Annotated in this window: 37 protein-coding genes; 1 reads left to right on the top strand and 36 read right to left on the bottom strand. The window is 57.9% G+C overall.

From position 1 onward, the window contains the following. Window positions 1-245 precede the first annotated feature (245 nt). The gene (locus K675_RS0100510; protein WP_017901550.1) at window positions 246-752 is read right to left on the bottom strand and encodes a single-stranded DNA-binding protein; all 507 of its coding nucleotides are present in this window, start codon (window positions 750-752) and stop codon (window positions 246-248) included. 9 nt (window positions 753-761) lie between these two features. Then, window positions 762-2,159 carry an MFS transporter gene (locus K675_RS0100505; RefSeq protein ID WP_017901549.1) on the bottom strand — a complete coding sequence of 466 codons (1,398 nt, stop codon included), beginning with the start codon at window positions 2,157-2,159 and terminating at the stop codon, window positions 762-764. A 190-nt stretch (window positions 2,160-2,349) separates the two neighbouring features. On the opposite strand from K675_RS0100505, the gene uvrA reads away from it, so the two are divergent. Beyond that, window positions 2,350-5,184 carry an excinuclease ABC subunit UvrA gene (gene uvrA, locus K675_RS0100500; RefSeq protein ID WP_017901548.1) on the top strand — a complete coding sequence of 945 codons (2,835 nt, stop codon included), beginning with the start codon at window positions 2,350-2,352 and terminating at the stop codon, window positions 5,182-5,184. A 186-nt stretch (window positions 5,185-5,370) separates the two neighbouring features. On the opposite strand, the gene bfr is transcribed toward uvrA, so the two are convergent. From bfr to rpsL, 34 genes are all read right to left on the bottom strand, one after another. Then, window positions 5,371-5,835, bottom strand: a complete 465-nt coding sequence (bfr, locus tag K675_RS0100495) for a bacterioferritin (RefSeq protein WP_017901547.1) — start codon at window positions 5,833-5,835, stop codon at window positions 5,371-5,373. Window positions 5,836-5,991: 156 nt separating this feature from the next. Next, window positions 5,992-7,440, bottom strand: coding sequence for a catalase (locus K675_RS0100490; protein ID WP_017901546.1), 1,449 nt, complete (start codon window positions 7,438-7,440; stop codon window positions 5,992-5,994). A gap of 191 nt (window positions 7,441-7,631) precedes the next feature. Continuing rightward, complete coding sequence (gene rplQ, locus K675_RS0100485; protein WP_017901545.1) at window positions 7,632-8,018, bottom strand: 50S ribosomal protein L17; 387 nt, start codon at window positions 8,016-8,018, stop codon at window positions 7,632-7,634. A gap of 42 nt (window positions 8,019-8,060) precedes the next feature. Beyond that, window positions 8,061-9,062 (bottom strand): DNA-directed RNA polymerase subunit alpha, encoded by a 1,002-nt coding sequence (locus K675_RS0100480; protein WP_017901544.1) that lies wholly within the window; start codon window positions 9,060-9,062, stop codon window positions 8,061-8,063. 22 nt (window positions 9,063-9,084) lie between these two features. Further along, window positions 9,085-9,705, bottom strand: coding sequence for a 30S ribosomal protein S4 (gene rpsD / locus K675_RS0100475; protein ID WP_017901543.1), 621 nt, complete (start codon window positions 9,703-9,705; stop codon window positions 9,085-9,087). A gap of 18 nt (window positions 9,706-9,723) precedes the next feature. Further along, the gene (rpsK, locus tag K675_RS0100470) at window positions 9,724-10,113 is read right to left on the bottom strand and encodes a 30S ribosomal protein S11 (protein WP_007924177.1); all 390 of its coding nucleotides are present in this window, start codon (window positions 10,111-10,113) and stop codon (window positions 9,724-9,726) included. A gap of 30 nt (window positions 10,114-10,143) precedes the next feature. Then, window positions 10,144-10,500 (bottom strand): 30S ribosomal protein S13, encoded by a 357-nt coding sequence (gene rpsM / locus K675_RS0100465; protein ID WP_017901542.1) that lies wholly within the window; start codon window positions 10,498-10,500, stop codon window positions 10,144-10,146. Between the two features lie 129 nt (window positions 10,501-10,629). Further along, on the bottom strand, window positions 10,630-10,746 hold the full coding sequence (gene rpmJ / locus K675_RS31970) for a 50S ribosomal protein L36 (RefSeq protein WP_002555468.1): 117 nt from the start codon (window positions 10,744-10,746) through the stop codon (window positions 10,630-10,632). 28 nt (window positions 10,747-10,774) lie between these two features. Further along, entirely contained in the window at window positions 10,775-12,103 is a 1,329-nt protein-coding gene (secY, locus tag K675_RS0100460) for a preprotein translocase subunit SecY (RefSeq protein ID WP_017901541.1), read from the bottom strand. Beyond that, the gene (gene rplO, locus K675_RS0100455) at window positions 12,104-12,538 is read right to left on the bottom strand and encodes a 50S ribosomal protein L15 (RefSeq protein ID WP_010220318.1); all 435 of its coding nucleotides are present in this window, start codon (window positions 12,536-12,538) and stop codon (window positions 12,104-12,106) included. A gap of 3 nt (window positions 12,539-12,541) precedes the next feature. After that, window positions 12,542-12,718 carry a 50S ribosomal protein L30 gene (gene rpmD, locus K675_RS0100450; RefSeq protein WP_026144795.1) on the bottom strand — a complete coding sequence of 59 codons (177 nt, stop codon included), beginning with the start codon at window positions 12,716-12,718 and terminating at the stop codon, window positions 12,542-12,544. 2 nt (window positions 12,719-12,720) lie between these two features. Continuing rightward, window positions 12,721-13,221 (bottom strand): 30S ribosomal protein S5, encoded by a 501-nt coding sequence (gene rpsE, locus K675_RS0100445; protein ID WP_017901539.1) that lies wholly within the window; start codon window positions 13,219-13,221, stop codon window positions 12,721-12,723. A gap of 3 nt (window positions 13,222-13,224) precedes the next feature. Further along, window positions 13,225-13,575, bottom strand: coding sequence for a 50S ribosomal protein L18 (gene rplR, locus K675_RS0100440; RefSeq protein WP_017901538.1), 351 nt, complete (start codon window positions 13,573-13,575; stop codon window positions 13,225-13,227). A gap of 10 nt (window positions 13,576-13,585) precedes the next feature. Next, window positions 13,586-14,119, bottom strand: coding sequence for a 50S ribosomal protein L6 (rplF, locus tag K675_RS0100435; protein ID WP_017901537.1), 534 nt, complete (start codon window positions 14,117-14,119; stop codon window positions 13,586-13,588). A gap of 12 nt (window positions 14,120-14,131) precedes the next feature. Beyond that, a complete protein-coding gene (rpsH, locus tag K675_RS0100430) occupies window positions 14,132-14,524 on the bottom strand; it encodes a 30S ribosomal protein S8 (RefSeq protein ID WP_017901536.1) in 393 nt (130 codons plus the stop codon). Between the two features lie 212 nt (window positions 14,525-14,736). Continuing rightward, entirely contained in the window at window positions 14,737-15,042 is a 306-nt protein-coding gene (gene rpsN / locus K675_RS0100425) for a 30S ribosomal protein S14 (protein WP_017901535.1), read from the bottom strand. Window positions 15,043-15,055: 13 nt separating this feature from the next. Beyond that, complete coding sequence (gene rplE / locus K675_RS0100420; protein WP_010443923.1) at window positions 15,056-15,595, bottom strand: 50S ribosomal protein L5; 540 nt, start codon at window positions 15,593-15,595, stop codon at window positions 15,056-15,058. Window positions 15,596-15,615: 20 nt separating this feature from the next. After that, a complete protein-coding gene (gene rplX, locus K675_RS0100415; RefSeq protein ID WP_010443924.1) occupies window positions 15,616-15,930 on the bottom strand; it encodes a 50S ribosomal protein L24 in 315 nt (104 codons plus the stop codon). Between the two features lie 11 nt (window positions 15,931-15,941). Then, window positions 15,942-16,310: a 50S ribosomal protein L14 gene (rplN, locus tag K675_RS0100410; protein ID WP_009397502.1), complete on the bottom strand. Its 369-nt coding sequence runs from the start codon at window positions 16,308-16,310 to the stop codon at window positions 15,942-15,944. 23 nt (window positions 16,311-16,333) lie between these two features. Continuing rightward, window positions 16,334-16,600, bottom strand: coding sequence for a 30S ribosomal protein S17 (rpsQ, locus tag K675_RS0100405; RefSeq protein WP_026144794.1), 267 nt, complete (start codon window positions 16,598-16,600; stop codon window positions 16,334-16,336). A gap of 2 nt (window positions 16,601-16,602) precedes the next feature. After that, a complete protein-coding gene (gene rpmC, locus K675_RS0100400) occupies window positions 16,603-16,794 on the bottom strand; it encodes a 50S ribosomal protein L29 (RefSeq protein ID WP_002555481.1) in 192 nt (63 codons plus the stop codon). Continuing rightward, a complete protein-coding gene (gene rplP, locus K675_RS0100395; RefSeq protein ID WP_003228729.1) occupies window positions 16,794-17,207 on the bottom strand; it encodes a 50S ribosomal protein L16 in 414 nt (137 codons plus the stop codon). The genes rpmC and rplP overlap by 1 nt, the downstream gene beginning before the upstream one ends. A 12-nt stretch (window positions 17,208-17,219) precedes the next feature. Then, a complete protein-coding gene (gene rpsC, locus K675_RS0100390) occupies window positions 17,220-17,906 on the bottom strand; it encodes a 30S ribosomal protein S3 (RefSeq protein ID WP_007924192.1) in 687 nt (228 codons plus the stop codon). Between the two features lie 13 nt (window positions 17,907-17,919). Then, on the bottom strand, window positions 17,920-18,252 hold the full coding sequence (gene rplV, locus K675_RS0100385) for a 50S ribosomal protein L22 (protein ID WP_003304070.1): 333 nt from the start codon (window positions 18,250-18,252) through the stop codon (window positions 17,920-17,922). Between the two features lie 11 nt (window positions 18,253-18,263). Continuing rightward, a complete protein-coding gene (gene rpsS, locus K675_RS0100380; RefSeq protein ID WP_002555486.1) occupies window positions 18,264-18,539 on the bottom strand; it encodes a 30S ribosomal protein S19 in 276 nt (91 codons plus the stop codon). Between the two features lie 16 nt (window positions 18,540-18,555). Beyond that, a complete protein-coding gene (gene rplB / locus K675_RS0100375; protein ID WP_017901532.1) occupies window positions 18,556-19,380 on the bottom strand; it encodes a 50S ribosomal protein L2 in 825 nt (274 codons plus the stop codon). A 14-nt stretch (window positions 19,381-19,394) separates the two neighbouring features. Then, window positions 19,395-19,694 (bottom strand): 50S ribosomal protein L23, encoded by a 300-nt coding sequence (gene rplW / locus K675_RS0100370; RefSeq protein WP_002555488.1) that lies wholly within the window; start codon window positions 19,692-19,694, stop codon window positions 19,395-19,397. Then, the gene (gene rplD, locus K675_RS0100365) at window positions 19,691-20,293 is read right to left on the bottom strand and encodes a 50S ribosomal protein L4 (RefSeq protein ID WP_017901531.1); all 603 of its coding nucleotides are present in this window, start codon (window positions 20,291-20,293) and stop codon (window positions 19,691-19,693) included. Before rplD ends, rplW begins: the two co-directional genes overlap by 4 nt. Before the next feature lie 12 nt (window positions 20,294-20,305). After that, window positions 20,306-20,941 carry a 50S ribosomal protein L3 gene (gene rplC / locus K675_RS0100360; protein ID WP_010443950.1) on the bottom strand — a complete coding sequence of 212 codons (636 nt, stop codon included), beginning with the start codon at window positions 20,939-20,941 and terminating at the stop codon, window positions 20,306-20,308. An 81-nt stretch (window positions 20,942-21,022) separates the two neighbouring features. Next, window positions 21,023-21,334 (bottom strand): 30S ribosomal protein S10, encoded by a 312-nt coding sequence (gene rpsJ / locus K675_RS0100355; protein WP_003186070.1) that lies wholly within the window; start codon window positions 21,332-21,334, stop codon window positions 21,023-21,025. Window positions 21,335-21,492: 158 nt separating this feature from the next. After that, complete coding sequence (tuf, locus tag K675_RS0100350; RefSeq protein ID WP_026144793.1) at window positions 21,493-22,686, bottom strand: elongation factor Tu; 1,194 nt, start codon at window positions 22,684-22,686, stop codon at window positions 21,493-21,495. Between the two features lie 30 nt (window positions 22,687-22,716). Then, window positions 22,717-24,843, bottom strand: a complete 2,127-nt coding sequence (gene fusA, locus K675_RS0100345) for an elongation factor G (RefSeq protein WP_026144792.1) — start codon at window positions 24,841-24,843, stop codon at window positions 22,717-22,719. 30 nt (window positions 24,844-24,873) lie between these two features. Beyond that, window positions 24,874-25,347 carry a 30S ribosomal protein S7 gene (rpsG, locus tag K675_RS0100340; RefSeq protein WP_007970418.1) on the bottom strand — a complete coding sequence of 158 codons (474 nt, stop codon included), beginning with the start codon at window positions 25,345-25,347 and terminating at the stop codon, window positions 24,874-24,876. A gap of 110 nt (window positions 25,348-25,457) precedes the next feature. Next, window positions 25,458-25,829 carry a 30S ribosomal protein S12 gene (gene rpsL, locus K675_RS0100335; RefSeq protein WP_003186084.1) on the bottom strand — a complete coding sequence of 124 codons (372 nt, stop codon included), beginning with the start codon at window positions 25,827-25,829 and terminating at the stop codon, window positions 25,458-25,460. Window positions 25,830-25,893 lie beyond the last annotated feature (64 nt).

The raw sequence follows: 25,893 nt of genomic DNA, 5'->3' as shown, positions 1-25,893 counted from the left end.
GCGGCCGATGTCCTGCTCGGCCAACGCTGTCGTCATGTAACCCAACGTCGGCACTCGAAACTGGGATATTTGCTGCCGTCTGCTTACGAGCGGGCGATGGTGCCGAAATTACCTATCGAGGTGTCCGGGATCAGTTCATCCACTACAATGTAGCCCTTACTCCGCAAAAATCTGTAAACAATAAAAAAGCGAAGCCTAATCAATGGCTTCGCTTCTAATGTTTACGGTTCTGAAAAAGCTACACTTCAGAACGGGATATCGTCATCGAAGCTGTCGAAGTCCGGAGCCGGCTGCGGGGCGGCCTGCTGCGGAGCTGGACGCTGGGGCGCCTGCTGTGGGCGCGGTGCCTGTTGGCGAGGAGCGGACTGCTGGTAGTTGTTGCCACCGCCCTGTTGGTCGCCCTGTTGTGGACGGCCGCCCAGCAGTTGCATGGTGCCCTGCATGTCGACGATGATCTCGGTGGTGTAGCGCTTGATACCGTCCTTTTCCCACTCGCGAGTCTGCAGCTTGCCTTCGATATAGACCTGCGAACCCTTGCGCAGGTATTCGCCGGCGATCTCGGCCACCTTGCCGAACATCGAGACACGGTGCCATTCGGTCTTCTCGACTTTCTGGCCAGTCTGCTTGTCGGTCCACTGTTCGCTGGTGGCCAGACTCAGGTTGGTCACGGCGTTGCCGTTGGGCAGGTAGCGAACTTCGGGATCCTGGCCGCAAGTGCCGACCAATATGACTTTGTTAACCCCACGGGCCATAACGTTCTCCTAGGCTTCGCACGCTTGCGAGGCCGGTTCATTGACCAGGCGCTCGAGGGTGGTGCGATCCAACAATTCGGTGTCCAGTTTGATGTAGATGGCGGCCTCTTCGGCTACGACGACTGCATCGGTTACCCCTACGACGGCTTTCAGGCGCTCGACCAGACCCGCTTCGCGGATCGCCTCGGGCGATAACGGCAAGCGCAGGCTCGTCACATAGGGAGGTTCACGCATGGTAACAGCAAAGGCCAGCCAGAGGGCAGCCAGTGCGGCGCATCCGAGGAATACCGCCGACAGACCGCCATGCTGAAACATCCAGCCGCCCAGAATACCGCCGAGTGCCGAGCCGAGGAACTGACTGGTGGAATACACCCCCATCGCCGTGCCCTTGCCACCGGCCGGTGAAACCTTGCTGATCAGCGACGGCAGCGAAGCCTCCAGCAGGTTGAAGGCGGTGAAGAACACCACCGTACCGATCACCAGGGCCCGCAAACCATCACCGAACTCCCAGAAGAATAGCTCAGTGAGCATCAGCGTCGTCACCGCGCCGAGTAAAACTCGTTTCATTTTGCGTTTCTTCTCGCCGTAGATGATGAACGGGATCATGGCGAAGAAGGAGATCAGCAAGGCGGTCAGGTACACCCACCAGTGCTGTTCCTTGGGCAGGCCGGCCTTTTCCACGAAGGCCAGCGGCAAGGCGACGAAGCTCGACATCAGCATCGCGTGCAGAACGAAGATGCCCAGGTCCAGGCGCAGCAGGTCCGGGTGCTTGAGCGTCGGCAGCAGCGCCTGGCGGGCCACGCCGGACTCGCGGTGCTGCAGCGGGCTGGTGGCCCTGGGCACCATCAGGGCGATGATCAGGATACCGACCAGGGCCATGCCGCCCGTCGCCAGGAACAGCCCGGACAGGCCGAAAGCACGGGTCAGCAGCGGCCCGACCACCATCGCCACGGCGAACGACAGACCGATGGTCATGCCGATCATGGCCATGGCCTTGGTACGGTGCTGTTCGCGGGTCAGGTCCGAGAGCAATGCCATGACCGCCGCGGAAATCGCCCCGGCGCCCTGCAGGATCCGTCCGGCGATCACGCCCCAGATCGAGTCGGCCTGGGCCGCCAGCAGGCTGCCGAGGGCAAAGACGATCAGGCCCAGGTAGATCACCGGGCGACGGCCGATACGGTCGGAGATGATCCCGAACGGGATCTGGAACAGAGCCTGGGTGAGACCGTAGGCACCGATGGCCAGGCCGATCAGCGCGGGGGTCGCGCCTGCCAGATCCATCCCGTAGGTCGCCAGGACCGGCAACACCATGAACATGCCAAGCATACGGAACGCGAACACCAGGGCCAGGCCGCTTGCCGCGCGGGTCTCGCCGCCACTCATGCGTTCGCTGTGGGGATCGTGCATGGAAAAACCTCGTGTGAACCGGCGGCGATTCTATCAGTCCCATCGTTTGAGCGGGTATAGGGTGACGCTTTGTCGCTCACTCGTTCAGCATCCTGTCATGCAAGGCTGCCATGCCGTGTCGCGATAGTGTGCATCCATCCAGTATTTAGCCTTATACTCCTGCCTTTACCGCCCGCCGTGCGAGGCCACTTTGGACAAGATCCTGATTCGTGGGGCCCGAACCCACAACCTGAAGAACATCGACCTGACCCTGCCCCGGGACAAGCTGATCGTCATCACCGGCCTGTCCGGGTCCGGCAAGTCGTCCCTGGCGTTCGATACGCTGTATGCCGAGGGCCAGCGCCGCTACGTCGAATCGCTGTCGGCCTATGCCCGGCAGTTCCTGTCAATGATGGAAAAGCCCGACGTCGACACCATCGAGGGCCTCTCCCCGGCCATTTCCATCGAACAGAAATCGACCTCCCACAACCCGCGCTCGACGGTCGGCACCATTACCGAGATCTACGACTACCTGCGCCTGCTGTATGCCCGCGTGGGCACGCCGCGCTGCCCGGACCACGACATCCCGCTGGAGGCGCAGACCGTCAGCCAGATGGTCGACCTGGTCCTGGCTCAGCCCGAAGGCGCCAAGCTGATGCTGCTGGCGCCGGTGATCCGCGAACGCAAGGGCGAGCACCTGTCGGTGTTCGAGGAGCTGCGGGCGCAAGGCTTCGTCCGGGCGCGGGTCGACGGCAAGCTGTACGAGCTGGACGAAGTGCCCAAGCTCGACAAGCAGAAGAAACACACGATCGATGTGGTGGTCGACCGCTTCAAGGTCCGCGCCGACCTGCAGCAGCGCCTGGCGGAATCCTTCGAGACCGCCTTGAAGCTGGCCGACGGCATTGCCCTGGTCGCCCCCATGGACGACGAGCCGGGCGAGGAGATGATCTTCTCCGCACGCTTCGCCTGCCCGGTCTGCGGTCACGCCATCAGCGAACTGGAACCCAAGCTGTTCTCCTTCAACAACCCGGCCGGTGCCTGCCCCACCTGTGACGGCCTGGGGGTGAAGCAGTTCTTCGACGTCAAGCGCCTGGTCAATGGCGAACTGACTCTGGCCGAGGGCGCGATACGCGGCTGGGACCGACGCAACGTCTACTACTTCCAGATGCTCGGCTCGCTGGCCGCGCACTATGGCTTCAGCCTGGAAGTGCCATTCAACAGCCTGCCGGCGGACCAGCAGAAGGTCATCCTCAACGGCAGCGGCAGCCAGAACGTCGATTTCAAGTACCTTAACGACCGCGGCGATATCGTCAAGCGCTCGCACCCGTTCGAGGGCATCGTGCCGAACCTGGAACGGCGCTACCGCGAGACCGAGTCGGCTACCGTGCGCGAGGAGCTGGCCAAGTTCCTCAGCACCCAGCCCTGCCCGGACTGCCGTGGCACCCGCCTGCGCCGTGAGGCGCGGCATGTGTGGGTGGGTGAGAAAACCCTGCCGGCCGTGACCAACCTGCCGATCGGCGATGCCGCCGGCTACTTCTCCGGCCTGAAGCTGACCGGACGGCGCGGTGAAATCGCCGACAAGATCCTCAAGGAGATCTGCGAACGCCTGCAATTTCTGGTCAACGTCGGCCTCGACTACCTCACCCTGGACCGCAGTGCCGACACCCTGTCCGGCGGCGAGGCCCAGCGCATCCGCCTGGCCAGCCAGATCGGCGCCGGCCTGGTCGGGGTGATGTACATCCTTGACGAGCCGTCCATCGGCCTGCACCAGCGCGACAACGATCGCCTGCTCGGCACGTTGAAGCATCTGCGTGACATCGGCAACACGGTGATCGTCGTTGAGCACGACGAGGACGCGATCCGCCTGGCCGACTACGTGGTGGATATCGGCCCCGGCGCCGGCGTGCATGGCGGCAGCATCGTCGCCCAGGGCACCGCGGCCGAGGTCATGGCGCACCCGGACTCGCTCACCGGCAAGTACCTGTCGGGCCGGGTGAAGATCGAGGTCCCGGCCAAACGCACGCCACGCAACAAGAAGCTGTCGCTGACCCTCAAGGGCGCGCGCGGCAACAACCTGCGCAACGTCGATCTGGAGATTCCGATCGGCCTGCTGACCTGCGTGACCGGCGTGTCCGGCTCGGGCAAGTCGACCCTGATCAACAACACCCTGTTCCCGCTCAGTGCCACTGCGCTCAACGGCGCCACGACCCTGGAAGCGGCGGCCCATGACAGCATCAACGGCCTGCAGCACCTGGACAAGGTGGTGGATATCGACCAAAGCCCGATCGGTCGGACGCCGCGCTCCAACCCGGCGACCTACACCGGTCTGTTCACGCCGATCCGTGAGCTGTTTTCCGGCGTGCCGGAGGCCCGCTCCCGGGGCTATGGTCCGGGGCGCTTCTCGTTCAACGTCAAGGGCGGCCGTTGCGAGGCCTGCCAGGGCGACGGCCTGATCAAGGTGGAGATGCACTTCCTGCCGGATATCTATGTGCCGTGCGACGTGTGCAAGAGCAAGCGCTACAACCGCGAGACCTTGGAGATCAAGTACAAGGGCAAGAACATCCACGAAGTGCTGGAGATGACCATCGAGGACGCCCGGGAGTTTTTCGATGCGGTGCCGGCACTGGCGCGCAAGCTGCAGACGCTGATGGACGTCGGGCTCTCGTATATCAAGCTGGGGCAGTCGGCGACCACCCTGTCCGGTGGCGAGGCGCAGCGGGTAAAGCTGTCCCGCGAGCTGTCCAAGCGCGATACCGGCAAGACCCTGTATATCCTCGACGAGCCGACCACCGGCCTGCACTTCGCGGATATCCAGCAGTTGCTGGACGTGCTGCATCGGCTGCGTGACCACGGCAACACCGTGGTGGTGATCGAGCACAACCTCGATGTGATCAAGACCGCCGACTGGCTGGTGGACCTGGGGCCCGAGGGTGGTTCCAAGGGCGGCCAGATCATCGCGGTGGGCACGCCGGAGCAGGTGGCGGAGATGCCACAGTCGCATACCGGGCACTACCTGAAGCCGTTGCTGATTCGCGATCGGGCGTAATCGGCGGGCATGAAAAAGCCCCTGTCATCGTGCGATGGCAGGGGCTTTTTTGTGAAATTGAGATCGCTTTCGCTGGCAAGCCAGGCTCCTACAGAGGGGAGCGGCGTATCCGGCATCGGGGCACGACGCGATCCTGTAGGAGGCCCGGCTTGCCGGCGAACCGGTGCACAGCACCGGCCATTCACCTCAGCACTGCGACTGCAGGTAGTTTTCCAGCCCGATGGACTTGATCAACCCCAACTGCTTCTCCAGCCAGTAGGTGTGATCTTCCTCGGTATCGGCCAGTTGCTGGCGCAGGATATCGCGGGAGATGTAGTCCTTATGCTGTTCGCAAAGCTCGATGCCCTTGCACAGCGCGGCGCGCACCTTGTACTCCAGACGCAGGTCGGCGGCGAACATGTCCGGCACGGTGGTGCCGACGTCCAGATCGTCCGGACGCATGCGCGGGGTGCCTTCGAGCATCAGGATTCGACGGATCAGCGCATCGGCGTGTTGCGCCTCTTCTTCACTTTCGTGATTGATGCGCTCGTAGAGCTTGCTGAAGCCCCAGTCCTCGTACATCCGCGAATGGATCAGATATTGATCACGGGCTGCCAGTTCACCGGTCAGCAACGTGTTGAGGTAATCGATAACATCCGGGTGACCTTGCATCGCCCTACATCTCCCTGCTTGAAAGTCTGTATTTTGAACCAAGCTGACCGGAAGGTCACGGCAAAAACAGTAGAAAAGTGAGAAATAGCAGAGAAAAACCGCCGATCTGAAGCGAAAAACCGCCCAAATGAGGGCGGTTCTGCTTCTCGTTTAGACTTACTTCACGACTACTCCGAGCGCCTTCGCGACGCCTTCGCCGTAAGCCGGGTCGGCCTTGAAGAAATACTGCAGTTGGCGCTGAACGACGTCATCGGACACACCGGCCATCGCACCGGCGATGTTGCTGATCAACAGTGCCTTCTGCTCGTCGTTCATCAGGCGGAACAGCGCACCGGCGTGGCTGAAGTAGTCGGTGTCTTCACGATGATCGTAGCGATCGGCGGCACCGCTCAGGGCCAGTGGCGGCTCAGCGTAACGAGGAGCCTGTTTCGGCGCATCGGCGTAGCTGTTCGGCTCGTAGTTCGGCGCTGCACCACCGTTGCTGCCGAAGGCCATGGCACCGTCGCGCTGGTAGCTGTTGACCGGGCTGCGGGGCGCGTTCACCGGCAGTTGCTGGTGGTTGGTACCGACACGGTAGCGGTGGGCGTCGGCGTAGGCGAACACCCGCCCCTGGAGCATGCGGTCGGGTGACAGGCCCACACCCGGCACCATGTTGCTCGGACCGAACGCCGCCTGCTCGACTTCGGCGAAGTAGTTCAGCGGGTTGCGGTTCAATTCCAGTTCGCCGACTTCGATCAAAGGGAACTCTTTCTGCGACCAGGTCTTGGTCACGTCGAACGGGTTCTCATAATGTGCCGCGGCCTGGGCCTCGGTCATGATCTGGATGCACACACTCCATTTCGGGAAGTCGCCGCGCTCGATCGCATTGAACAGGTCACGCTGGGCGTAATCCGGGTCGGTACCCGCCAGGCGCGCCGCCTCGGCCGGCGCCAGATTCTTGATGCCCTGCTTGGTCTTGTAGTGCCATTTCACCCAATGACGCTCGCCCTTGGCATTGATCAGGCTGTAGGTGTGGCTGCCAAAACCGTGCATATGACGGTAGCCATCCGGGATCCCGCGATCGGAGAACAGGATGGTGATCTGGTGCAGCGCCTCGGGCGAGTGCGACCAGAAGTCCCACATCATCTGTGCACTTTTCAGGTTGCTTTGCGGCAGACGCTTCTGGGTATGGATGAAGTCCGGGAATTTCAGCGGGTCGCGAATGAAGAACACCGGGGTGTTGTTGCCAACGATGTCCCAGTTGCCTTCCTCGGTGTAGAACTTCAGGGCAAAACCACGTGGATCACGTTCGGTGTCAGCCGAGCCACGTTCACCGCCCACGGTGGAGAAACGCAGGAACGTCTCGGTCTTCTTGCCGACCGCCTCGAACAGCTTGGCGCTGGTGTATTGGGTGATGTCCCGGGTTACGGTGAAGGTTCCGTAGGCTCCCGAGCCTTTGGCATGTACACGGCGCTCGGGGATGTTTTCACGGTTGAAGTGGGCAAGCTTCTCGATCAGATGAAAGTCGTCGAGCAGCAGCGGGCCACGAGGGCCAGCGGAACGGGAATTCTGGTTATCTGCGACGGGAGCGCCGCTGGCGGTCGTCAGCGTTTTGTTCTGGCTCATACTCATCCTTCCTCTCTGGGTCTTGGTGCTGCCGGCTAATCGGCTGAGAGGAAGTATTGACCAGGAAGGTTACAGGAACAAATGCATTAATCCATCTAAAGCGATAGTTAACAACTATTAACAACCCGTACGTTTATAGCAGGCACAAAAAACCGGGCGCTGGGCCCGGTTCTTTGTTTCAGACCGATGTCTTACTCGGCAGATACAGCATCGCCAGCAGTAGCACGATCAACCAACTCGACGTACGCCATAGGAGCGTTGTCGCCAGCGCGGAAACCGCACTTCAGGATGCGCAGGTAGCCACCCTGACGGGTAGCGTAGCGCTTGCCCAGGTCGTTGAAGAGCTTACCGACGATAGCTTTCGAACGGGTACGGTCGAAAGCCAGACGGCGGTTAGCAACGCTGTCTACTTTAGCCAGAGTGATCAGCGGCTCGGCAACGCGGCGCAGTTCCTTGGCTTTTGGCAGAGTGGTTTTGATCAGCTCGTGCTCGAACAGCGACACAGCCATGTTCTGGAACATGGCCTTGCGGTGCGAGCTGGTGCGGCTCAGGTGACGTCCACTTTTACGATGACGCATGGTTCATTCCTTACCAAACACTACGTTCGGTGATTACGACGATCAGGCAGTCGCCTTGTCGTCCTTCTTAAGACTTGCAGGCGGCCAGTTATCGAGGCGCATGCCGAGGGACAGACCGCGGGAGGCCAGAACATCCTTGATTTCGGTCAGGGATTTCTTGCCCAGGTTCGGAGTCTTCAACAGCTCTACTTCGGTACGCTGAATCAGGTCGCCGATGTAGTAGATGTTTTCCGCCTTAAGGCAGTTGGCCGAACGTACAGTCAGTTCCAGATCGTCAACCGGGCGAAGCAGGATCGGATCGATCTCGTCTTCCTGTTCGACAACCACTGGCTCACTGTCACCCTTGAGGTCGACGAACGCAGCCAACTGCTGTTGCAGGATGGTTGCAGCACGACGGATGGCCTCTTCAGGATCCAGGGTACCGTTGGTTTCCAGATCAATAACCAGTTTGTCCAGGTTGGTACGCTGTTCGACACGGGCGTTTTCCACCACGTAGGCGATACGGCGAACCGGACTGAACGAAGCGTCAAGCTGCAAGCGACCGATGCTGCGGCTTTCGTCTTCATCGCTCTGACGCGAGTCTGCTGGTTCATAGCCACGGCCACGAGCTACGGTGAGCTTCATGTTCAAGGCGCCATTGGACGCCAGGTTGGCGATTACGTGATCGGGGTTAACGATCTCGACATCATGATCCAGCTGAATATCGGCAGCGGTAACCACCCCCGAACCCTTCTTCGACAAGGTCAGCGTAACTTCGTCACGGCCGTGCAGCTTGATAGCCAGACCTTTAAGGTTCAACAGGATTTCAATGACGTCTTCCTGTACACCTTCGATGGCGCTGTACTCGTGGAGCACACCGTCAATCTCGGCCTCGACTACTGCACAGCCTGGCATTGAGGACAACAGGATGCGGCGCAGCGCGTTGCCCAGGGTGTGGCCAAAACCACGCTCGAGAGGCTCGAGAGTGATCTTAGCGCGGGTTGGACTGACAACCTGCACGTCGATGTGACGGGGTGTCAGGAACTCATTTACCGAAATCTGCATGGATGCACCTATTTTCTAGCCCTTACTTGGAGTAGAGCTCGACAATCAGGCTTTCGTTGATGTCGGCGGAGAGGTCACTGCGAGCAGGAACGCTTTTGAAAACGCCCGACTTCTTGTCAGTGTCCACATCTACCCATTCTACGCGGCCACGCTGAGCACACAGTTCCAGGGCCTGGACGATACGCAGTTGGTTCTTCGCTTTTTCGCGAACAGCAACCACGTCACCAGCACGAACCTGGTAGGACGGAACGTTTACGGTCTTGCCGTTAACGCTGATGGACTTGTGCGATACCAACTGGCGCGATTCGGCACGAGTCGAGCCGAAGCCCATACGGTATACGACGTTGTCCAGACGGCACTCGAGCAGTTGCAGCAGGTTTTCACCGGTTGCACCTTTCTTGCCAGCAGCTTGCTTATAGTAGCCGCTGAACTGACGCTCGAGTACGCCGTAGATACGACGAACTTTTTGCTTCTCACGCAGCTGGGTGCCGTAGTCGGACTGACGACCGCGACGCTGGCCGTGGATACCAGGAGCTGCTTCGATGTTGCACTTGGATTCGATAGCGCGCACGCCACTCTTCAGGAAGAGGTCGGTGCCTTCGCGACGAGCCAGTTTGCATTTTGGACCAATGTAACGAGCCATTCTTTACAATCTCCTGGATTACACGCGGCGCTTCTTCGGCGGACGGCACCCGTTGTGCGGGATTGGCGTCACGTCGGTGATGCTGGCGATCTTATAGCCACAGCCGTTCAGAGCACGGACAGCGGACTCACGACCTGGACCTGGACCCTTGACGTTGACGTCGAGGTTCTTCAGGCCATATTCCAGCGCAGCTTGGCCAGCACGTTCAGCCGCTACCTGAGCAGCGAACGGGGTGGACTTACGGGAACCGCGGAAACCCGAACCACCGGAGGTAGCCCAGGACAGAGCGTTACCTTGACGGTCGGTGATGGTCACGATGGTGTTGTTGAAAGACGCGTGGATGTGGGCGATGCCATCAACCACTGTCTTTTTGATTTTCTTACGAGGACGAGCAGCAGGTTTTGCCATGACTAAATTCCTGTCGATTCGCTGGTGCGATTACTTGCGGATCGGCTTACGCGGACCTTTGCGAGTACGCGCGTTGGTCTTGGTACGCTGACCGCGCACTGGCAGACCTTTACGATGACGCAGACCGCGGTAGCAGCCCAGGTCCATCAAGCGCTTGATTTTCATGTTGATTTCGCGACGCAGGTCACCTTCAGTGGTGAACTTCGCCACTTCGCCACGCAGCTGTTCAATCTGCTCGTCGCTCAGATCCTTGATCTTCGCGGCTGGGTTGACCCCAGTCACTGCACAGATCTGCTGTGCAGTAGTGCGACCAACACCATAGATGTAGGTCAGCGAGATAACAGTGTGCTTGTTATCTGGAATGTTAACGCCTGCAATACGGGCCATTCAGTGGGACTCCAATTGACAGCTACCTACGCCCCGGAAGCCAAGAAATAGGGCGCGAGATAATATCGCTGTAATAACAAATAATCAACCCAGCAGCGCACTAGCTGCTGGGCTTCAAGCAGATCACACTCAGCCTTGGCGCTGTTTGTGACGCGGTTCCGCGCTGCAAATTACTCGAACCACACCTTCGCGGCGAATAATCTTGCAGTTACGGCACAGCTTTTTCACCGATGCACGAACTTTCATCACCAACTCCTCGAACCTTATGGGTGCTTCAGCGCAGCATGCCGCTGCCGTAGCCCTTCAGGTTGGCTTTCTTCATCAGGGATTCGTACTGGTGCGAAACGAGGTGAGATTGCACTTGGGACATGAAGTCCATCACAACCACGACCACGATCAGCAACGAGGTCCCGCCAAGGTAGAACGGAACGTTTGCTGCAACCACCAGGAACTGGGGCAACAGGCACACGGCCGTCATATATAGAGCACCGAACATGGTCAAACGGGTCAGAACGCCATCAATGTAGCGCGCCGACTGCTCGCCCGGACGGATACCCGGAATAAAGGCACCGGACTTCTTCAGGTTTTCCGCTACGTCTTTCGGATTGAACATCAACGCCGTATAGAAGAAGCAGAAGAAAATAATCCCTGCACTAAACAGCAGAATATTCAACGGCTGACCAGGAGCGATCGACTGCGAGATGTCCTGCAACCAGCCCATACCTTCAGACTGACCGAACCAGGCACCCAACGAAGCCGGAAACAGCAAGATGCTGCTCGCGAAGATAGCTGGAATCACACCGGCCATATTCACTTTCAGCGGCAGGTGGCTGGTCTGCGCAGCAAAGACCTTGCGGCCCTGCTGACGCTTGGCGTAGTGAACAGCAATACGACGCTGGCCACGCTCAATGAACACCACGAAACCGATAATCGCTACTGCCAGCAAACCGATGGCAACCAGGGCGAAAATGTTGATATCACCCTGACGCGCAGACTCGAAAGACTGCCCGATCGCTCTCGGAAGACCGGCGACGATACCCGAAAAAATCAGCATCGAGATACCGTTGCCAACACCGCGCTCCGTAATCTGCTCACCCAGCCACATCATGAACATCGCGCCGGCCACGAACGTGGACACCGCAACGAAATGGAAGCCGAAATCAGCAGCAAAAGCTACGCCCTGACCAGCCAGGCCAATGGACATGCCAATGGCTTGAACGAGGGCCAGGACGACGGTGCCATAGCGGGTGTACTGGCTGATCTTGCGACGACCAGCCTCACCTTCCTTCTTCAACTGCTCCAGCTGCGGGCTGATGGCGGTCATCAATTGCATGATGATCGATGCCGAGATGTACGGCATGATCCCCAGTGCAAAGATACTCATCCGCTCCAGCGCGCCGCCGGAAAACATGTTGAACAAGCTAAGAATGGTCCCCTCATTCTGTCGAAACAGGTCCGCCAGCCGGTCCGGGTTGATACCTGGAACTGGGATATGCGCACCGATCCGATAGACGATAATCGCCAGGAACAGGAAACGCAGACGAGCCCAGAGCTCGGACAACCCGCCTTTGCTGAGCGCTGAGAGAGCACCTTGCTTAGCCATTTATTCCTCGAACTTGCCGCCAGCTGCTTCGATAGCCGCACGCGCACCCTTGGTGGCGGCGATACCCTTGATGGTTACAGCGCGAGTCACTTCGCCCGACAGCATGATTTTCACACGCTGAACGTTCTGGTTGATCACGTTGGCATCTTTCAGGGACTGCACGGTTACGACGTCGCCTTCCACCTTGGCCAGCTCGGACAGACGCACTTCAGCGCGGTCCATGGCCTTCAGGGAAACGAAACCGAACTTCGGCAGGCGACGATGCAGCGGCTGTTGACCGCCTTCAAAGCCTGGAGCGATGGTGCCACCGGAACGGGAGGTCTGACCTTTGTGACCACGGCCACCAGTCTTACCCAAACCGCTACCGATACCACGGCCCGGACGATGCTTTTCGCGACGGGAACCCGGCGCTGGACTCAGATCATTGAGTTTCATCGATTAACCCTCGACACGCAGCATGTAGTAAGCCTTGTTGATCATCCCGCGATTCTCGGGAGTATCCTGGACTTCTACAGTGTGACCGATGCGACGCAGACCCAGACCCTTGACGCACAGTTTGTGGCTAGGGATACGGCCGCTGGTGCTTTTGATCAGCGTTACTTTTACGGTTGCCATGATCACAGGATCTCCGCTGCAGTTTTGCCGCGCTTGGCAGCAATGGACTCAGGGGATTGCATGGCTTTCAGACCCTTGAAAGTGGCGTGAACCACGTTTACCGGGTTGGTCGAGCCGTAGCACTTGGCCAGAACGTTCTGAACGCCAGCCACTTCGAGGACAGCACGCATAGCGCCGCCAGCGATGATACCGGTACCTTCAGATGCAGGCTGCATGTAGACCTTCGAAGCGCCGTGGGCGGACTTCGTGGCGTACTGCAGAGTGGTGCCGTTCAGGTCCACCTGGATCATGTTGCGGCGAGCAGCTTCCATGGCCTTCTGGATCGCAGCAGGCACTTCACGCGACTTGCCACGGCCGAAGCCTACACGGCCCTTACCGTCACCTACCACGGTCAACGCGGTGAAAGTGAAGATACGGCCACCTTTTACGGTTTTGGCTACGCGGTTAACTTGAACCAGCTTCTCGATGTAGCCTTCGTCGCGCTTTTGGTCGTTATTGGACATAACTTAGAACTCCAGCCCAGCTTCACGAGCAGCCTCAGCCAGCGCCTTGACGCGGCCGTGGTACTTGAAGCCAGAGCGGTCGAAAGCCACCTGCGAGACGCCTGCGGCTTTTGCACGCGAAGCGACCAGCTGGCCAACCTTAGTGGCCGCGTCGATGTTGCCGGTGGCACCATCACGCAGTTCTTTATCCAAAGTCGAGGCGCTGGCCAGGACCTTGTTGCCGTCGGCCGAAATGACCTGGGCGTAGATGTGCTGCGAAGAGCGGAACACGCAGAGACGCACGACTTCGAGTTCGTGCATTTTCAGGCGTGCTTTGCGAGCGCGACGCAGTCGAGTAACTTTTTTGTCGGTCATTTGCTATGCCCTACTTCTTCTTGGCTTCTTTACGACGGACGACTTCGTCCGCGTAGCGCACACCTTTACCTTTGTAAGGCTCTGGTGGACGGAAGTCGCGGATCTCGGCGGCCACCTGACCTACCAGCTGCTTGTCGATACCCTTGATCAGGATGTCGGTCTGGCTAGGCGTTTCAGCGGTGATGCCTTCCGGCAGTTCGTAATCCACTGGGTGCGAGAAGCCAAGGGCCAGGTTCAGGACCGAGCCTTTTGCTTGTGCCTTGTAACCAACACCGACCAGCTGGAGCTTGCGCTCGAAGCCTTGGCTTACGCCCTGGACCATGTTGTTGACCAACGCACGCGTGGTACCAGCCATTGCGCGAGTCTGCTGGTCGCCGTTGCGAGCGGCGAAACGCAGCTCACCAGCTTCCTGGACGATCTCGACGGACGAATGGACATTCAGTTCGAGAGTGCCCTTGGCACCCTTCACCGAAAGCTGTTGGCCGGCGAATTTGACTTCGACACCAGCTGGCAGCTTAACGGGGTTCTTAGCGACGCGAGACATGCTTATCCCCCCTTAGAACACTGTGCAAAGAACTTCGCCGCCGACACCGGCAGCGCGCGCAGCACGATCAGTCATCACACCCTTGTTGGTGGAGACGATAGACACGCCCAGACCGCCACGTACTTTCGGCAGTTCTTCGACGGACTTGTACTGACGCAGGCCTGGACGGCTAACGCGCTTCACTTCCTCGATGACCGGACGGCCTTCGAAGTACTTCAGCTCGATGGACAGCGACGGCTTGGCGTCGGTGGTTACCTGAAAACCCGCAATGTAACCTTCGTCCTTGAGGACTTTTGCTACAGCCACCTTCAGCGTGGAAGACGGCATGCTTACGACGGACTTTTCAGCCATCTGGGCATTACGGATTCGAGTTAGCATGTCCGCTAACGGGTCCTGCATACTCATGGGCTAGATGCTCCTGATACAAAAAAAATGAGCCTTGCGGCTGCAACTGTCGCCGAACTGTTCCGCACGTAAAAAGTGCAGGCTCAGGCGAGCCGGTCATTCTAGACATACGCCAGAAATGAATCAAGCCCCAAAAGGGGCTTGATTCAGACTCCAGGCCACCACCGGTCAGGATCTTGCGACCCGGACCAGGGCGACTGAGGAAGTGCGGCTTACCAGCTGGCTTTGACCAGGCCTGGTACGTCACCACGCATGGCGGCTTCACGCAGCTTGTTACGGCCCAGGCCGAACTTGCGGTAAACGCCGTGCGGACGACCAGTCAGGCGGCAGCGGTTACGCAGGCGCGAGGCGCTGGCGTCACGTGGCTGCTTCTGCAGAGCGATCGAGGCTTCCCAACGTGCTTCTGGACTTGCGTTCAGGTCGACGATGATAGCTTTGAGCGCTGCGCGCTTGGTGGCGTACTTGGCAACGGTGAGCTGACGCTTCAGCTCACGGTTCTTCATGCTCTTCTTGGCCATTTTCCTACTCCAATCAGTTGCGGAACGGGAATTTGAAAGCACGCAGCAGAGCGCGACCTTCTTCATCCGTCTTGGCAGTGGTGGTCAGGGTAATGTCCAGACCGCGCAGAGCATCGATCTTGTCGTAATCGATTTCCGGGAAGATGATCTGCTCTTTCACGCCCATGCTGTAATTGCCACGACCATCGAAGGACTTGGCATTCAGGCCGCGGAAGTCGCGAACCCGAGGCAGGGAGATCGACAGCAGACGATCCAGGAACTCGTACATACGATCGCGACGCAGGGTCACCTTGACACCGATCGGCCAACCTTCGCGGACTTTGAAGCCTGCGATGGATTTGCGAGCGTGAGTCACAACGACTTTCTGGCCGGTGATCTTTTCCAGGTCAGCAACAGCGTGCTCGATGACTTTCTTGTCGCCGATCGCTTCGCCCAGACCCATGTTCAGGGTGATCTTGGTAATGCGCGGAACTTCCATCACGTTCGCCAGCTTAAGTTCTTCCTTAAGCTTCGGAGCGATTTCCTTCCGGTAAATCTCTTTCAGTCGTGCCATGGTCTTCTACCTAGCAGTGTTCAAGCATCAACCGCTTTTTGGGTCGACTTGAAGACACGAATTTTCTTGCCGTCTTCTACTTTGAAACCAACGCGGTCAGCCTTGTTGGTCTCGCTGTTGAAAATGGCGACGTTGGAAGCGTGCAGTGGCGCTTCTTTCTCGACGATACCGCCCTGTACGCCCGACATCGGGTTAGGCTTGGTATGACGCTTGACCAGGTTCAGGCCACCGACGACCAGACGGTCGTCAGCCAGAACCTTAAGCACCTTACCGCGCTTACCTTTGTCTTTGCCGGCGATCACGATGATCTCGTCGTCACGACGAATCTTTTGCATGTCGGATCTCCTTACAGCACTTCTGGGGCGAGCGAGACGATCTTCATGAACTTCTCAGAGCGAAGTTCACGGGTCACTGGCCCAAAGATACGGGTGCCGATCGGCTCTTGCTTGTTGTTCAGCAGAACAGCAGCGTTGCCATCAAAGCGAATGATCGAACCATCGGCACGACGGACGCCGTGACGGGTGCGGACTACAACAGCAGTCATCACCTGGCCTTTCTTCACCTTACCGCGAGGAATGGCTTCCTTCACGGTAACTTTGATGATGTCACCGATAGCTGCGTAACGACGATGGGAGCCACCAAGCACCTTGATGCACATAACGCGACGAGCGCCGCTGTTATCGGCCACATCGAGCATGGATTGAGTCTGAATCATATAATTTCTCCGACCCCTAGCCCTTAGACTTCCACAGCGCGTTCGATAACCTCGACCAGCGCCCAAGACTTGGTCTTGGCCAGCGGACGGGTCTCACGGATGGAGACCTTGTCGCCGATGTGGCACTGGTTGGTTTCGTCGTGCGCGTGCAGCTTAGTCGAACGCTTAACGTATTTACCGTAGATCGGGTGCTTGACGCGACGCTCGATCAGAACGGTGATGGTCTTGTCCATTTTGTCGCTGACAACACGGCCAGTCAGCGTACGGACGGTCTTTTCGGCTTCAGCCATGATCACTTACCTGCCTGCTGGTTGAGCACAGTTTTCACACGAGCGATATCGCGCTTAACTTGCGAGAGCAGGTGAGACTGCCCCAACTGGCCAGTTGCTTTCTGCATGCGCAGATTGAACTGGTCGCGCAGCAGGCCGAGCAGTTGCTCGTTCAGCTGCTGTGCGGATTTTTCACGAAGTTCATTCGCTTTCATCACATCACCGTCCGTTTAACAAAGGAGGTGGCGAGCGGCAGCTTTGCAGCAGCCAGGGCGAAAGCCTCACGCGCCAGCTCTTCAGAAACACCCTCGATTTCATACAGGACCTTGCCTGGCTGAATCTGGGCAACCCAGTACTCGACGTTACCCTTACCTTTACCCATACGAACTTCGAGGGGCTTCTTGGAGATAGGCTTGTCCGGGAATACACGGATCCAGATCTTGCCGCCACGTTTTACGTGACGGGTCAGGGCACGACGTGCCGACTCGATCTGACGAGCGGTGAGACGACCGCGAGCAACAGACTTCAGCGCGAACTCGCCGAAGCTGACTTTGCTACCGCGCAGTGCCAGACCACGGTTGTGGCCGGTCATCTGCTTGCGGAACTTCGTACGCTTTGGTTGCAACATTTGGCGTACCCCTTACTTGGCAGCTTTTTTACGAGGCGCTGGTGCTTGCGGCTTCAGCTCTTCCTGGCGACCACCAATTACTTCGCCCTTGAAGATCCAAACCTTGACACCGATCACACCGTAGGTGGTGTGAGCTTCGTAGGTGGCATAGTCGATATCGGCACGCAGGGTGTGCAGTGGCACACGACCTTCGCGATACCATTCAGTACGTGCGATCTCAGCACCGCCGAGACGACCGCTCACCTGGATCTTGATGCCCTTGGCACCAATGCGCATGGCGTTCTGTACGGCGCGCTTCATGGCGCGACGGAACATGACACGACGCTCCAGCTGCTGAGCTACGCTCTGCGCAACCAGCATACCGTCGAGTTCCGGCTTGCGGATCTCTTCGATATTGATGTGCACAGGCACACCCATTTGCTTGGTCAGGTCCTGACGCAGTTTTTCAACATCTTCACCTTTCTTCCCGATAACGATACCTGGACGAGCGGTGTGGATGGTGATGCGTGCGGTTTGGGCCGGACGATGGATATCGATACGGCTTACGGACGCGCTTTTTAGTTTGTCCTGGAGGTACTCACGCACGTTCAGATCTGCAAGCAGATAGTCCGCGTAAGTGCGACCGTCTGCGTACCAGACGGAGGTGTGCTCCTTGACGATTCCCAGGCGAATGCCAATGGGATGTACTTTCTGACCCATCTCTTCGACTCCGTTACTTGTCAGCAACCTTGACAGTGATATGGCAAGACCGCTTGACGATGCGATCAGCACGGCCCTTGGCACGCGGCATGATACGCTTCAGCGAACGCCCTTCGTTGACGAAAACGGTGCTGACCTTCAGGTCATCAACGTCAGCGCCTTCGTTATGCTCGGCGTTGGCTACGGCCGACTCCAGCACTTTTTTCATGATCTCGGCGGCTTTCTTACTGCTGAAAGCCAGCAGGTTGAGCGCATCGCCCACCTTCTTCCCGCGGATCTGGTCGGCGACCAAGCGGGCTTTCTGGGCGGAGATTCGAGCGCCCGACAACTTAGCGGCTACTTCCATTTCCTAACCCCTTAACGCTTGGCTTTCTTGTCGGCCACGTGACCACGATAGGTACGGGTACCGGCAAATTCGCCCAGTTTGTGACCGACCATGTCTTCGTTCACGAGAACTGGGACATGCTGACGACCGTTATGCACAGCGATGGTCAGACCGACCATTTGTGGCAGGATCATGGAACGACGCGACCAGGTCTTGACTGGTTTGCGATCGTTCTTCTCCGCCGCCACTTCGATCTTCTTCAGTAGGTGAAGATCGATAAAAGGACCTTTTTTCAGAGAACGTGGCACTGTCGTATCCCTCTATTTACTTGCGACGACGGACGATCATGTTGTCGGTACGCTTATTACCACGAGTCTTCGCGCCCTTAGTCGGGAAGCCCCATGGCGATACCGGATGACGACCACCGGAGGTACGACCTTCACCACCACCATGTGGGTGGTCAACCGGGTTCATGGCAACACCACGAACGGTTGGGCGAACGCCACGCCAGCGTTTGGCACCGGCTTTACCCAGCGAACGCAGGCTGTGCTCGGAGTTCGAGACTTCGCCCAGCGTTGCACGGCATTCCGACAGCACTTTACGCATTTCGCCGGAACGCAGACGCAGGGTAACGTACACGCCTTCACGAGCGATCAGCTGAGCCGAAGCACCAGCGGAACGAGCGATCTGTGCACCCTTGCCTGGTTTCAGTTCGATACCGTGTACGGTCGAACCCACTGGGATGTTGCGCAGTTGCAGGGTGTTGCCTGGCTTGATTGGAGCCAGAGCGCCTGCGATCAGCTGGTCGCCAGCACTCACGCCTTTAGGGGCGATGATGTAGCGACGCTCGCCGTCTGCGTACAGCAGCAGAGCGATGTGAGCAGTACGGTTTGGATCGTATTCGATACGCTCGACAGTGGCGGCGATGCCGTCCTTGTCGTTGCGACGGAAGTCGACCAGACGGTAATGCTGCTTGTGACCACCACCTACGTGACGAGTAGTGATGCGGCCATTGTTGTTACGACCACCAGACTTCGATTTTTTCTCGAGCAGCGGTGCGTGAGGAGCGCCTTTGTGCAGCTCCTGGTTGACCACCTTGACCACAAAACGGCGGCCAGGGGAAGTCGGTTTGCATTTAACGATTGCCATGATGCACCCCTTCCTTACTCAGCACTGCTGCTGAAATCGAGATCTTGGCCTGGCTGAAGGGAGATAACTGCCTTCTTCCAGTCATTACGCTTGCCCAGACCGCGAGCGGTACGCTTGCTCTTACCCAGAACGTTCAGGGTAGTCACGCGCTCTACTTTCACGCTGAACAGGCTTTCGACGGCCTTCTTGATTTCCAGCTTGGTTGCGTCGGTTGCAACCTTGAAAACGAACTGGCCTTTTTTGTCTGCCAGAACCGTAGCCTTCTCGGAAACGTGCGGGCCAAGCAGAACTTTAAATACGCGTTCCTGGTTCATCCCAGCAGCTCCTCGAATTTCTTCACGGCCGACACGGTGATCAACACCTTGTCGTATGCGATCAGACTGACCGGATCGGAACCCTGCACGTCACGAACGTCGACGTGTGGCAGGTTGCGAGCAGCCAGGTACAGGTTCTGGTCAACAGCGTCAGACACGATCAGAACGTCGGTCAGGCTCAGGCCAGTCAGTTTGCTCAGCAGGTCTTTGGTTTTCGGGGTTTCAACAGCGAAATCCTGAACAACGACCAGACGATCAGTACGCACCAGCTCAGCAAGGATGGAGCGCAGGGCTGCGCGATACATCTTCTTGTTCAGCTTCTGGGAGTGATCCTGAGGACGAGCTGCGAAAGTGGTACCACCGCCACGCCAGATTGGGCTACGGATAGTACCGGCACGAGCACGGCCAGTACCTTTCTGACGCCATGGGCGCTTGCCGCCACCGGAAACGTCGGAACGGGTCTTCTGCTGCTTGCTACCTTGACGGCCGCCAGCCATGTAGGCCACGACTGCTTGGTGAACCAGCGTCTCGTTGAATTCGCCGCCAAATGTCAGTTCGGAAACTTCGATCGCTTGAGCGCCATTTACATTTAATTGCATGTCAGCTTCCCCTTAACCGCGAGCCTTGGCTGCTGGACGTACAACCACGTTGCCGCCAGTAGCGCCAGGAACAGCGCCCTTGACCAACAACAGATTGCGTTCAGCGTCCACGCGCACTACTTCCAGGGACTGCACGGTCACGCGCTCTGCGCCCATGTGACCGGACATTTTCTTGCCCTTGAATACACGACCAGGAGTCTGGCACTGGCCGATAGAGCCTGGAACGCGGTGGGATACGGAGTTACCGTGGGTGTTATCTTGCCCGCGGAAATTCCAACGCTTGATCGTACCGGCGAAGCCTTTACCCTTGGACTGACCGGTTACATCAACCAGTTGGCCAGCGGCGAAGATTTCAGCATTGATCAGATCGCCAGCCTTGTATTCGCCTTCTTCAAGACGGAATTCCAGCACGGTGCGACCAGCGGCAACGTTCGCCTTGGCGAAGTGACCCGCTTGAGCAGCTGTAACACGCGAAGCGCGACGCTCGCCGACAGTGACTTGCACTGCACGGTAGCCATCGGTCTCTTCAGTTTTGAACTGGGTGACGCGATTCGGTTCGATCTCGATGACCGTGACCGGAATGGAGACACCTTCTTCGGTGAAAATACGGGTCATACCGCATTTACGACCGACTACACCAATAGTCATGTTGTAAACCTCATGAGTGTACGGGGCTTTCACCCGCTATGGCCGCCCATTTCAGAGCGTTACACGACCAAGACCTGAGTCTTAGCCGAGGCTGATCTGCACTTCCACACCTGCCGCAAGATCGAGCTTCATAAGAGCGTCAACGGTTTTATCCGTTGGCTGGACGATGTCCAGGACGCGCTTGTGAGTACGGATCTCGTACTGGTCACGCGCGTCTTTGTTGACGTGCGGGGAGACCAGAACGGTGAACCGCTCTTTACGAGTAGGCAGTGGAATTGGACCACGCACTTGAGCACCAGTACGTTTCGCGGTTTCCACGATTTCCTGGGTGGATTGGTCGATCAGGCGATGGTCAAAAGCCTTCAACCTGATACGGATTTGCTGATTTTGCATTGGATTTCAGACTCCGGCTGCTATTCCCACCGGGCGCAATACGCCCGTTAAAAGGAGGCGCAATTCTATAGACGCCCCCATAAGGTGTCAACCCAATAAAAAAGCCCCCGCTGAGCGGGGGCTTTTTCAAAGCATCGAAGCTATCTCAGAAGAGAAGCTTACTCGATGATTTTGGCTACAACGCCAGCACCAACGGTACGGCCGCCTTCGCGGATTGCGAAACGCAGACCGTCTTCCATTGCGATGGTTTTGATCAGAGTGACAGTCATCTGGATGTTGTCACCTGGCATTACCATTTCAACGCCTTCTGGCAGTTCGCAGTTACCGGTCACGTCAGTGGTACGGAAGTAGAACTGTGGACGGTAGCCCTTGAAGAACGGAGTGTGACGACCGCCTTCTTCCTTGCTCAGAACGTAGACTTCCGCGGTGAACTTGGTGTGCGGCTTGACCGAACCTGGCTTGACCAGAACCTGGCCACGCTCAACGTCGTCACGCTTGGTACCACGCAGCAGAACGCCGCAGTTCTCGCCAGCACGACCTTCGTCGAGCAGTTTGCGGAACATTTCAACACCGGTGCAGGTGGTGGTGGTGGTGTCACGCAGACCAACGATTTCCAGTGGGTCTTGAACCTTGACGATACCACGCTCGATACGACCGGTAACTACGGTACCGCGACCGGAGATCGAGAACACGTCTTCGATTGGCATCAGGAACGGCTGGTCGATAGCACGAACTGGCTCAGGGATGTAGGCATCCAGAGTTTCCACCAGCTTCTTGACAGCGGTAGTACCCATTTCGTTGTCGTCTTTGCCTTCCAGCGCCATACGAGCCGAACCGATGATGATTGGAGTGTCATCACCTGGGAAGTCGTAGGTGCTCAGCAGGTCGCGAACTTCCATCTCGACCAGTTCCAGCAGCTCAGCGTCGTCAACCAGGTCAGCCTTGTTCAGGAAGACCACGATGTAAGGAACGCCTACCTGACGGGACAGCAGGATGTGCTCACGAGTTTGTGGCATCGGACCATCGGCAGCCGAGCAAACCAGGATCGCGCCGTCCATCTGGGCAGCACCGGTGATCATGTTCTTCACGTAGTCAGCGTGACCTGGGCAGTCAACGTGAGCGTAGTGACGAATGTTCGAGTTGTACTCAACGTGCGCGGTGTTGATGGTGATACCGCGAGCTTTCTCTTCTGGAGCGCTGTCGATCTTGTCGAATTCAACGACCGCGGAACCGAAAACTTCGGAGCAAACGCGAGTCAGAGCAGCGGTCAGAGTGGTTTTACCGTGGTCAACGTGACCGATGGTGCCAACGTTGACGTGAGGTAGGGAACGATCAAATTTTTCTTTAGCCACGACAATTAACTCCTTGCCTAAAGGGCTGGATTAGCCTTGTTTTTTAACGAGAGCTTCGACGATGTTCGACGGAGCTTCGGCGTACTTGGAAAACTCCATGGAGTAGCTCGCGCGACCCTGGGACATGGAGCGAACATCGGTCGCATAACCGAACATTTCACCCAGCGGCACTTCAGCGCGGATGACCTTGCCGGAGACCGAGTCTTCCATACCCTGGATCAGACCACGACGACGGTTCAGGTCACCCATCACGTCACCCATGTAGTCCTCAGGGGTTACTACTTCAACCTTCATGATCGGCTCAAGCACGACGCCCTTGCCCTTCTCACGCAGCTGCTTGGTCGCCATGGAGGCAGCCACCTTGAACGCCATCTCGTTAGAGTCGACGTCATGGTAGGAACCATCGAACACGGTAGCCTTCAGGCCGATCAGCGGATAGCCGGCAACAACGCCGTTCTTCATCTGCTCTTCGATACCCTTCTGGATAGCCGGGATGTATTCCTTAGGAACCACACCACCGACGACCTCGTTGGCAAACACCAGACCTTCAGTGATATTGCCTTTTTCATCCACTTCAGCCGGAGCGAAGCGAATCCAGCAATGGCCGAACTGGCCACGGCCACCGGACTGGCGAACGAACTTGCCTTCGATCTCACAGCCAACGGTGATCTTCTCGCGGTACGAAACCTGCGGCTTGCCGATGTTGGCCTCGACGTTGAACTCGCGCTTCATGCGGTCAACGAGGATGTCCAGGTGCAGCTCACCCATACCGGAGATAATGGTCTGGCCGGTTTCTTCGTCGGTCTTGACGCGGAACGACGGGTCTTCCTGGGCCAGCTTGCCCAGAGCGATACCCATCTTCTCCTGGTCAGCCTTGGTTTTCGGCTCGACAGCCACCGAAATCACCGGCTCAGGGAAGTCCATACGCTCGAGGATGATCGGCTTGTCGATATCGCACAGGGTGTCACCGGTGGTGACGTCCTTCATACCGATCAGAGCAGCGATGTCGCCCGCACGTACTTCCTTGATTTCGTCACGCTGGTTGGCGTGCATCTGCACCATACGACCAACGCGCTCTTTCTTGCCTTTCACCGAGTTGATGACGGAGTCACCGGAACTCAGGAAACCGGAGTAGACGCGAACGAAGGTCAGAGTACCCACGAATGGGTCGGTAGCGATCTTGAACGCCAGAGCCGAGAACGGCTCGTTGTCGTCCGCATGACGCTCGTCGACGATTTCGTTGTCGTCAGTGCTGTCCGGGTGAACGCCCTTGATCGCAGGGATCTCGGTCGGAGCCGGCAGGTAGTCGATAACGGCGTCGAGAACCAGAGGAACGCCCTTGTTCTTGAACGAGGAACCGCAGACCGCAGGAACGATCTCGCTCGCCAGAGTACGAGCGCGCAGACCAGCCTTGATCTCTTCGACGGTCAAGTCACCTTCTTCCAGGTACTTGTTCATCAGCTCTTCGTTGGCCTCGGCAGCCGCCTCGACCATGTTGCTGCGCCATTCGTTGGCCAGCTCGACCATATCGGCAGGAATCTCTTCCTCGCGATAGGTGGTGCCCTTGTCGTCATCGTTCCAGTAGATGGCTTTCATCTTGATCAGGTCGACCTGACCCTGGAAGTTGTCTTCCGAGCCGATCGCCAGCTGAACAGGAACCGGGGTATGACCCAGGCGGTTCTTGATCTGGCCGACAACGCGCAGGAAGTTGGCACCGGCACGGTCCATCTTGTTCACGTAGACAACACGTGGAACGCCGTACTTGTTGGCCTGACGCCATACGGTTTCGGACTGAGGCTCAACACCGGAAGTGCCGCAGAACACAACGACAGCGCCGTCGAGTACGCGCAGCGAACGCTCTACTTCGATGGTGAAGTCTACGTGGCCGGGGGTGTCGATCACGTTCACACGATAGTTATCGTACTGACCGCGCGAACCTTTCCAGAACGTGGTTACGGCAGCGGAGGTAATGGTAATACCCCGCTCCTGCTCCTGCACCATCCAGTCGGTGGTTGCAGCGCCGTCGTGAACCTCACCCATCTTGTGGCTGAGACCTGTGTAGAACAGGATCCGCTCGGTAGTGGTGGTCTTGCCCGCGTCAACGTGGGCACAGATACCAATGTTACGGTAGCGGTTGATTGCTGTAGTACGAGCCATAAAGCCCTCGCAAAATTAGTGACGCTAAAATTAGAAGCGGTAGTGCGAGAAAGCCTTGTTGGCTTCAGCCATACGGTGCACGTCTTCACGCTTCTTAACTGCAGCACCTTTACCTTCGGCAGCGTCCAGCAGTTCGCCAGCCAAACGCAGAGCCATGGACTTCTCGCCGCGCTTGCGGGCGAAGTCTACCAACCAACGCATTGCCAGAGCATTACGGCGCGAAGGACGAACTTCTACCGGAACCTGGTAAGTAGCACCACCAACGCGGCGCGACTTCACTTCGACCAGCGGAGCGATGGCGTCGAGTGCTTTTTCGAAGAGTTCCAGGGGATCGGTACCGGCCTTGCGTGCCTTCACGGTATCCAGAGCACCGTAAACGATACGCTCGGCAACGGCCTTCTTGCCGCTTTCCATTACGTGGTTCATGAACTTGGCGAGAATCTGCGATCCGTACTTAGGATCGTCGAGAATCTCACGTTTGGCTGCTACGCGACGTCTTGGCATGATAAGCCCTCAAACGGTCTTCAGGTTAGCTCGGGACAACGCACCCAAAGGTGTTCATGCCCGACCTTACTCTTATCGACTCAATAAATTTAGAAACTGCAAACGACCAATTACTTCGGACGCTTGGTACCGTACTTCGAACGACCCTGGTTACGGCCTTTGACGCCGGAGGTATCCAGAGAGCCGCGAACGGTGTGGTAACGAACACCTGGCAAGTCTTTTACGCGACCGCCGCGGATCAGAACCACGCTGTGCTCTTGCAGGTTGTGGCCTTCACCACCGATATACGAGGAAACCTCGAAACCGTTGGTCAGACGCACACGGCATACTTTACGCAGTGCCGAGTTAGGTTTTTTCGGCGTAGTGGTGTACACGCGGGTGCACACGCCACGACGTTGCGGGCAGTTCTGCAGCGCAGGAACGTCGGATTTCTCGACGATACGCTTACGCGGCTGACGTACCAGCTGGTTGATAGTTGCCATCTACTAGCTCCACTGTTGTCTTGCGACGCTATTGTCTCAAGAAAGCAAAATGGCAGGAACGGAT

This window comes from Pseudomonas fuscovaginae SE-1 (assembly GCF_000364705.1).
In the GTDB taxonomy this organism is placed as follows: domain Bacteria; phylum Pseudomonadota; class Gammaproteobacteria; order Pseudomonadales; family Pseudomonadaceae; genus Aquipseudomonas; species Aquipseudomonas fuscovaginae_A.
Note: the sequence above shows the minus strand (reverse complement) of the source record. Positions and strands in the feature narration are given on the sequence as shown.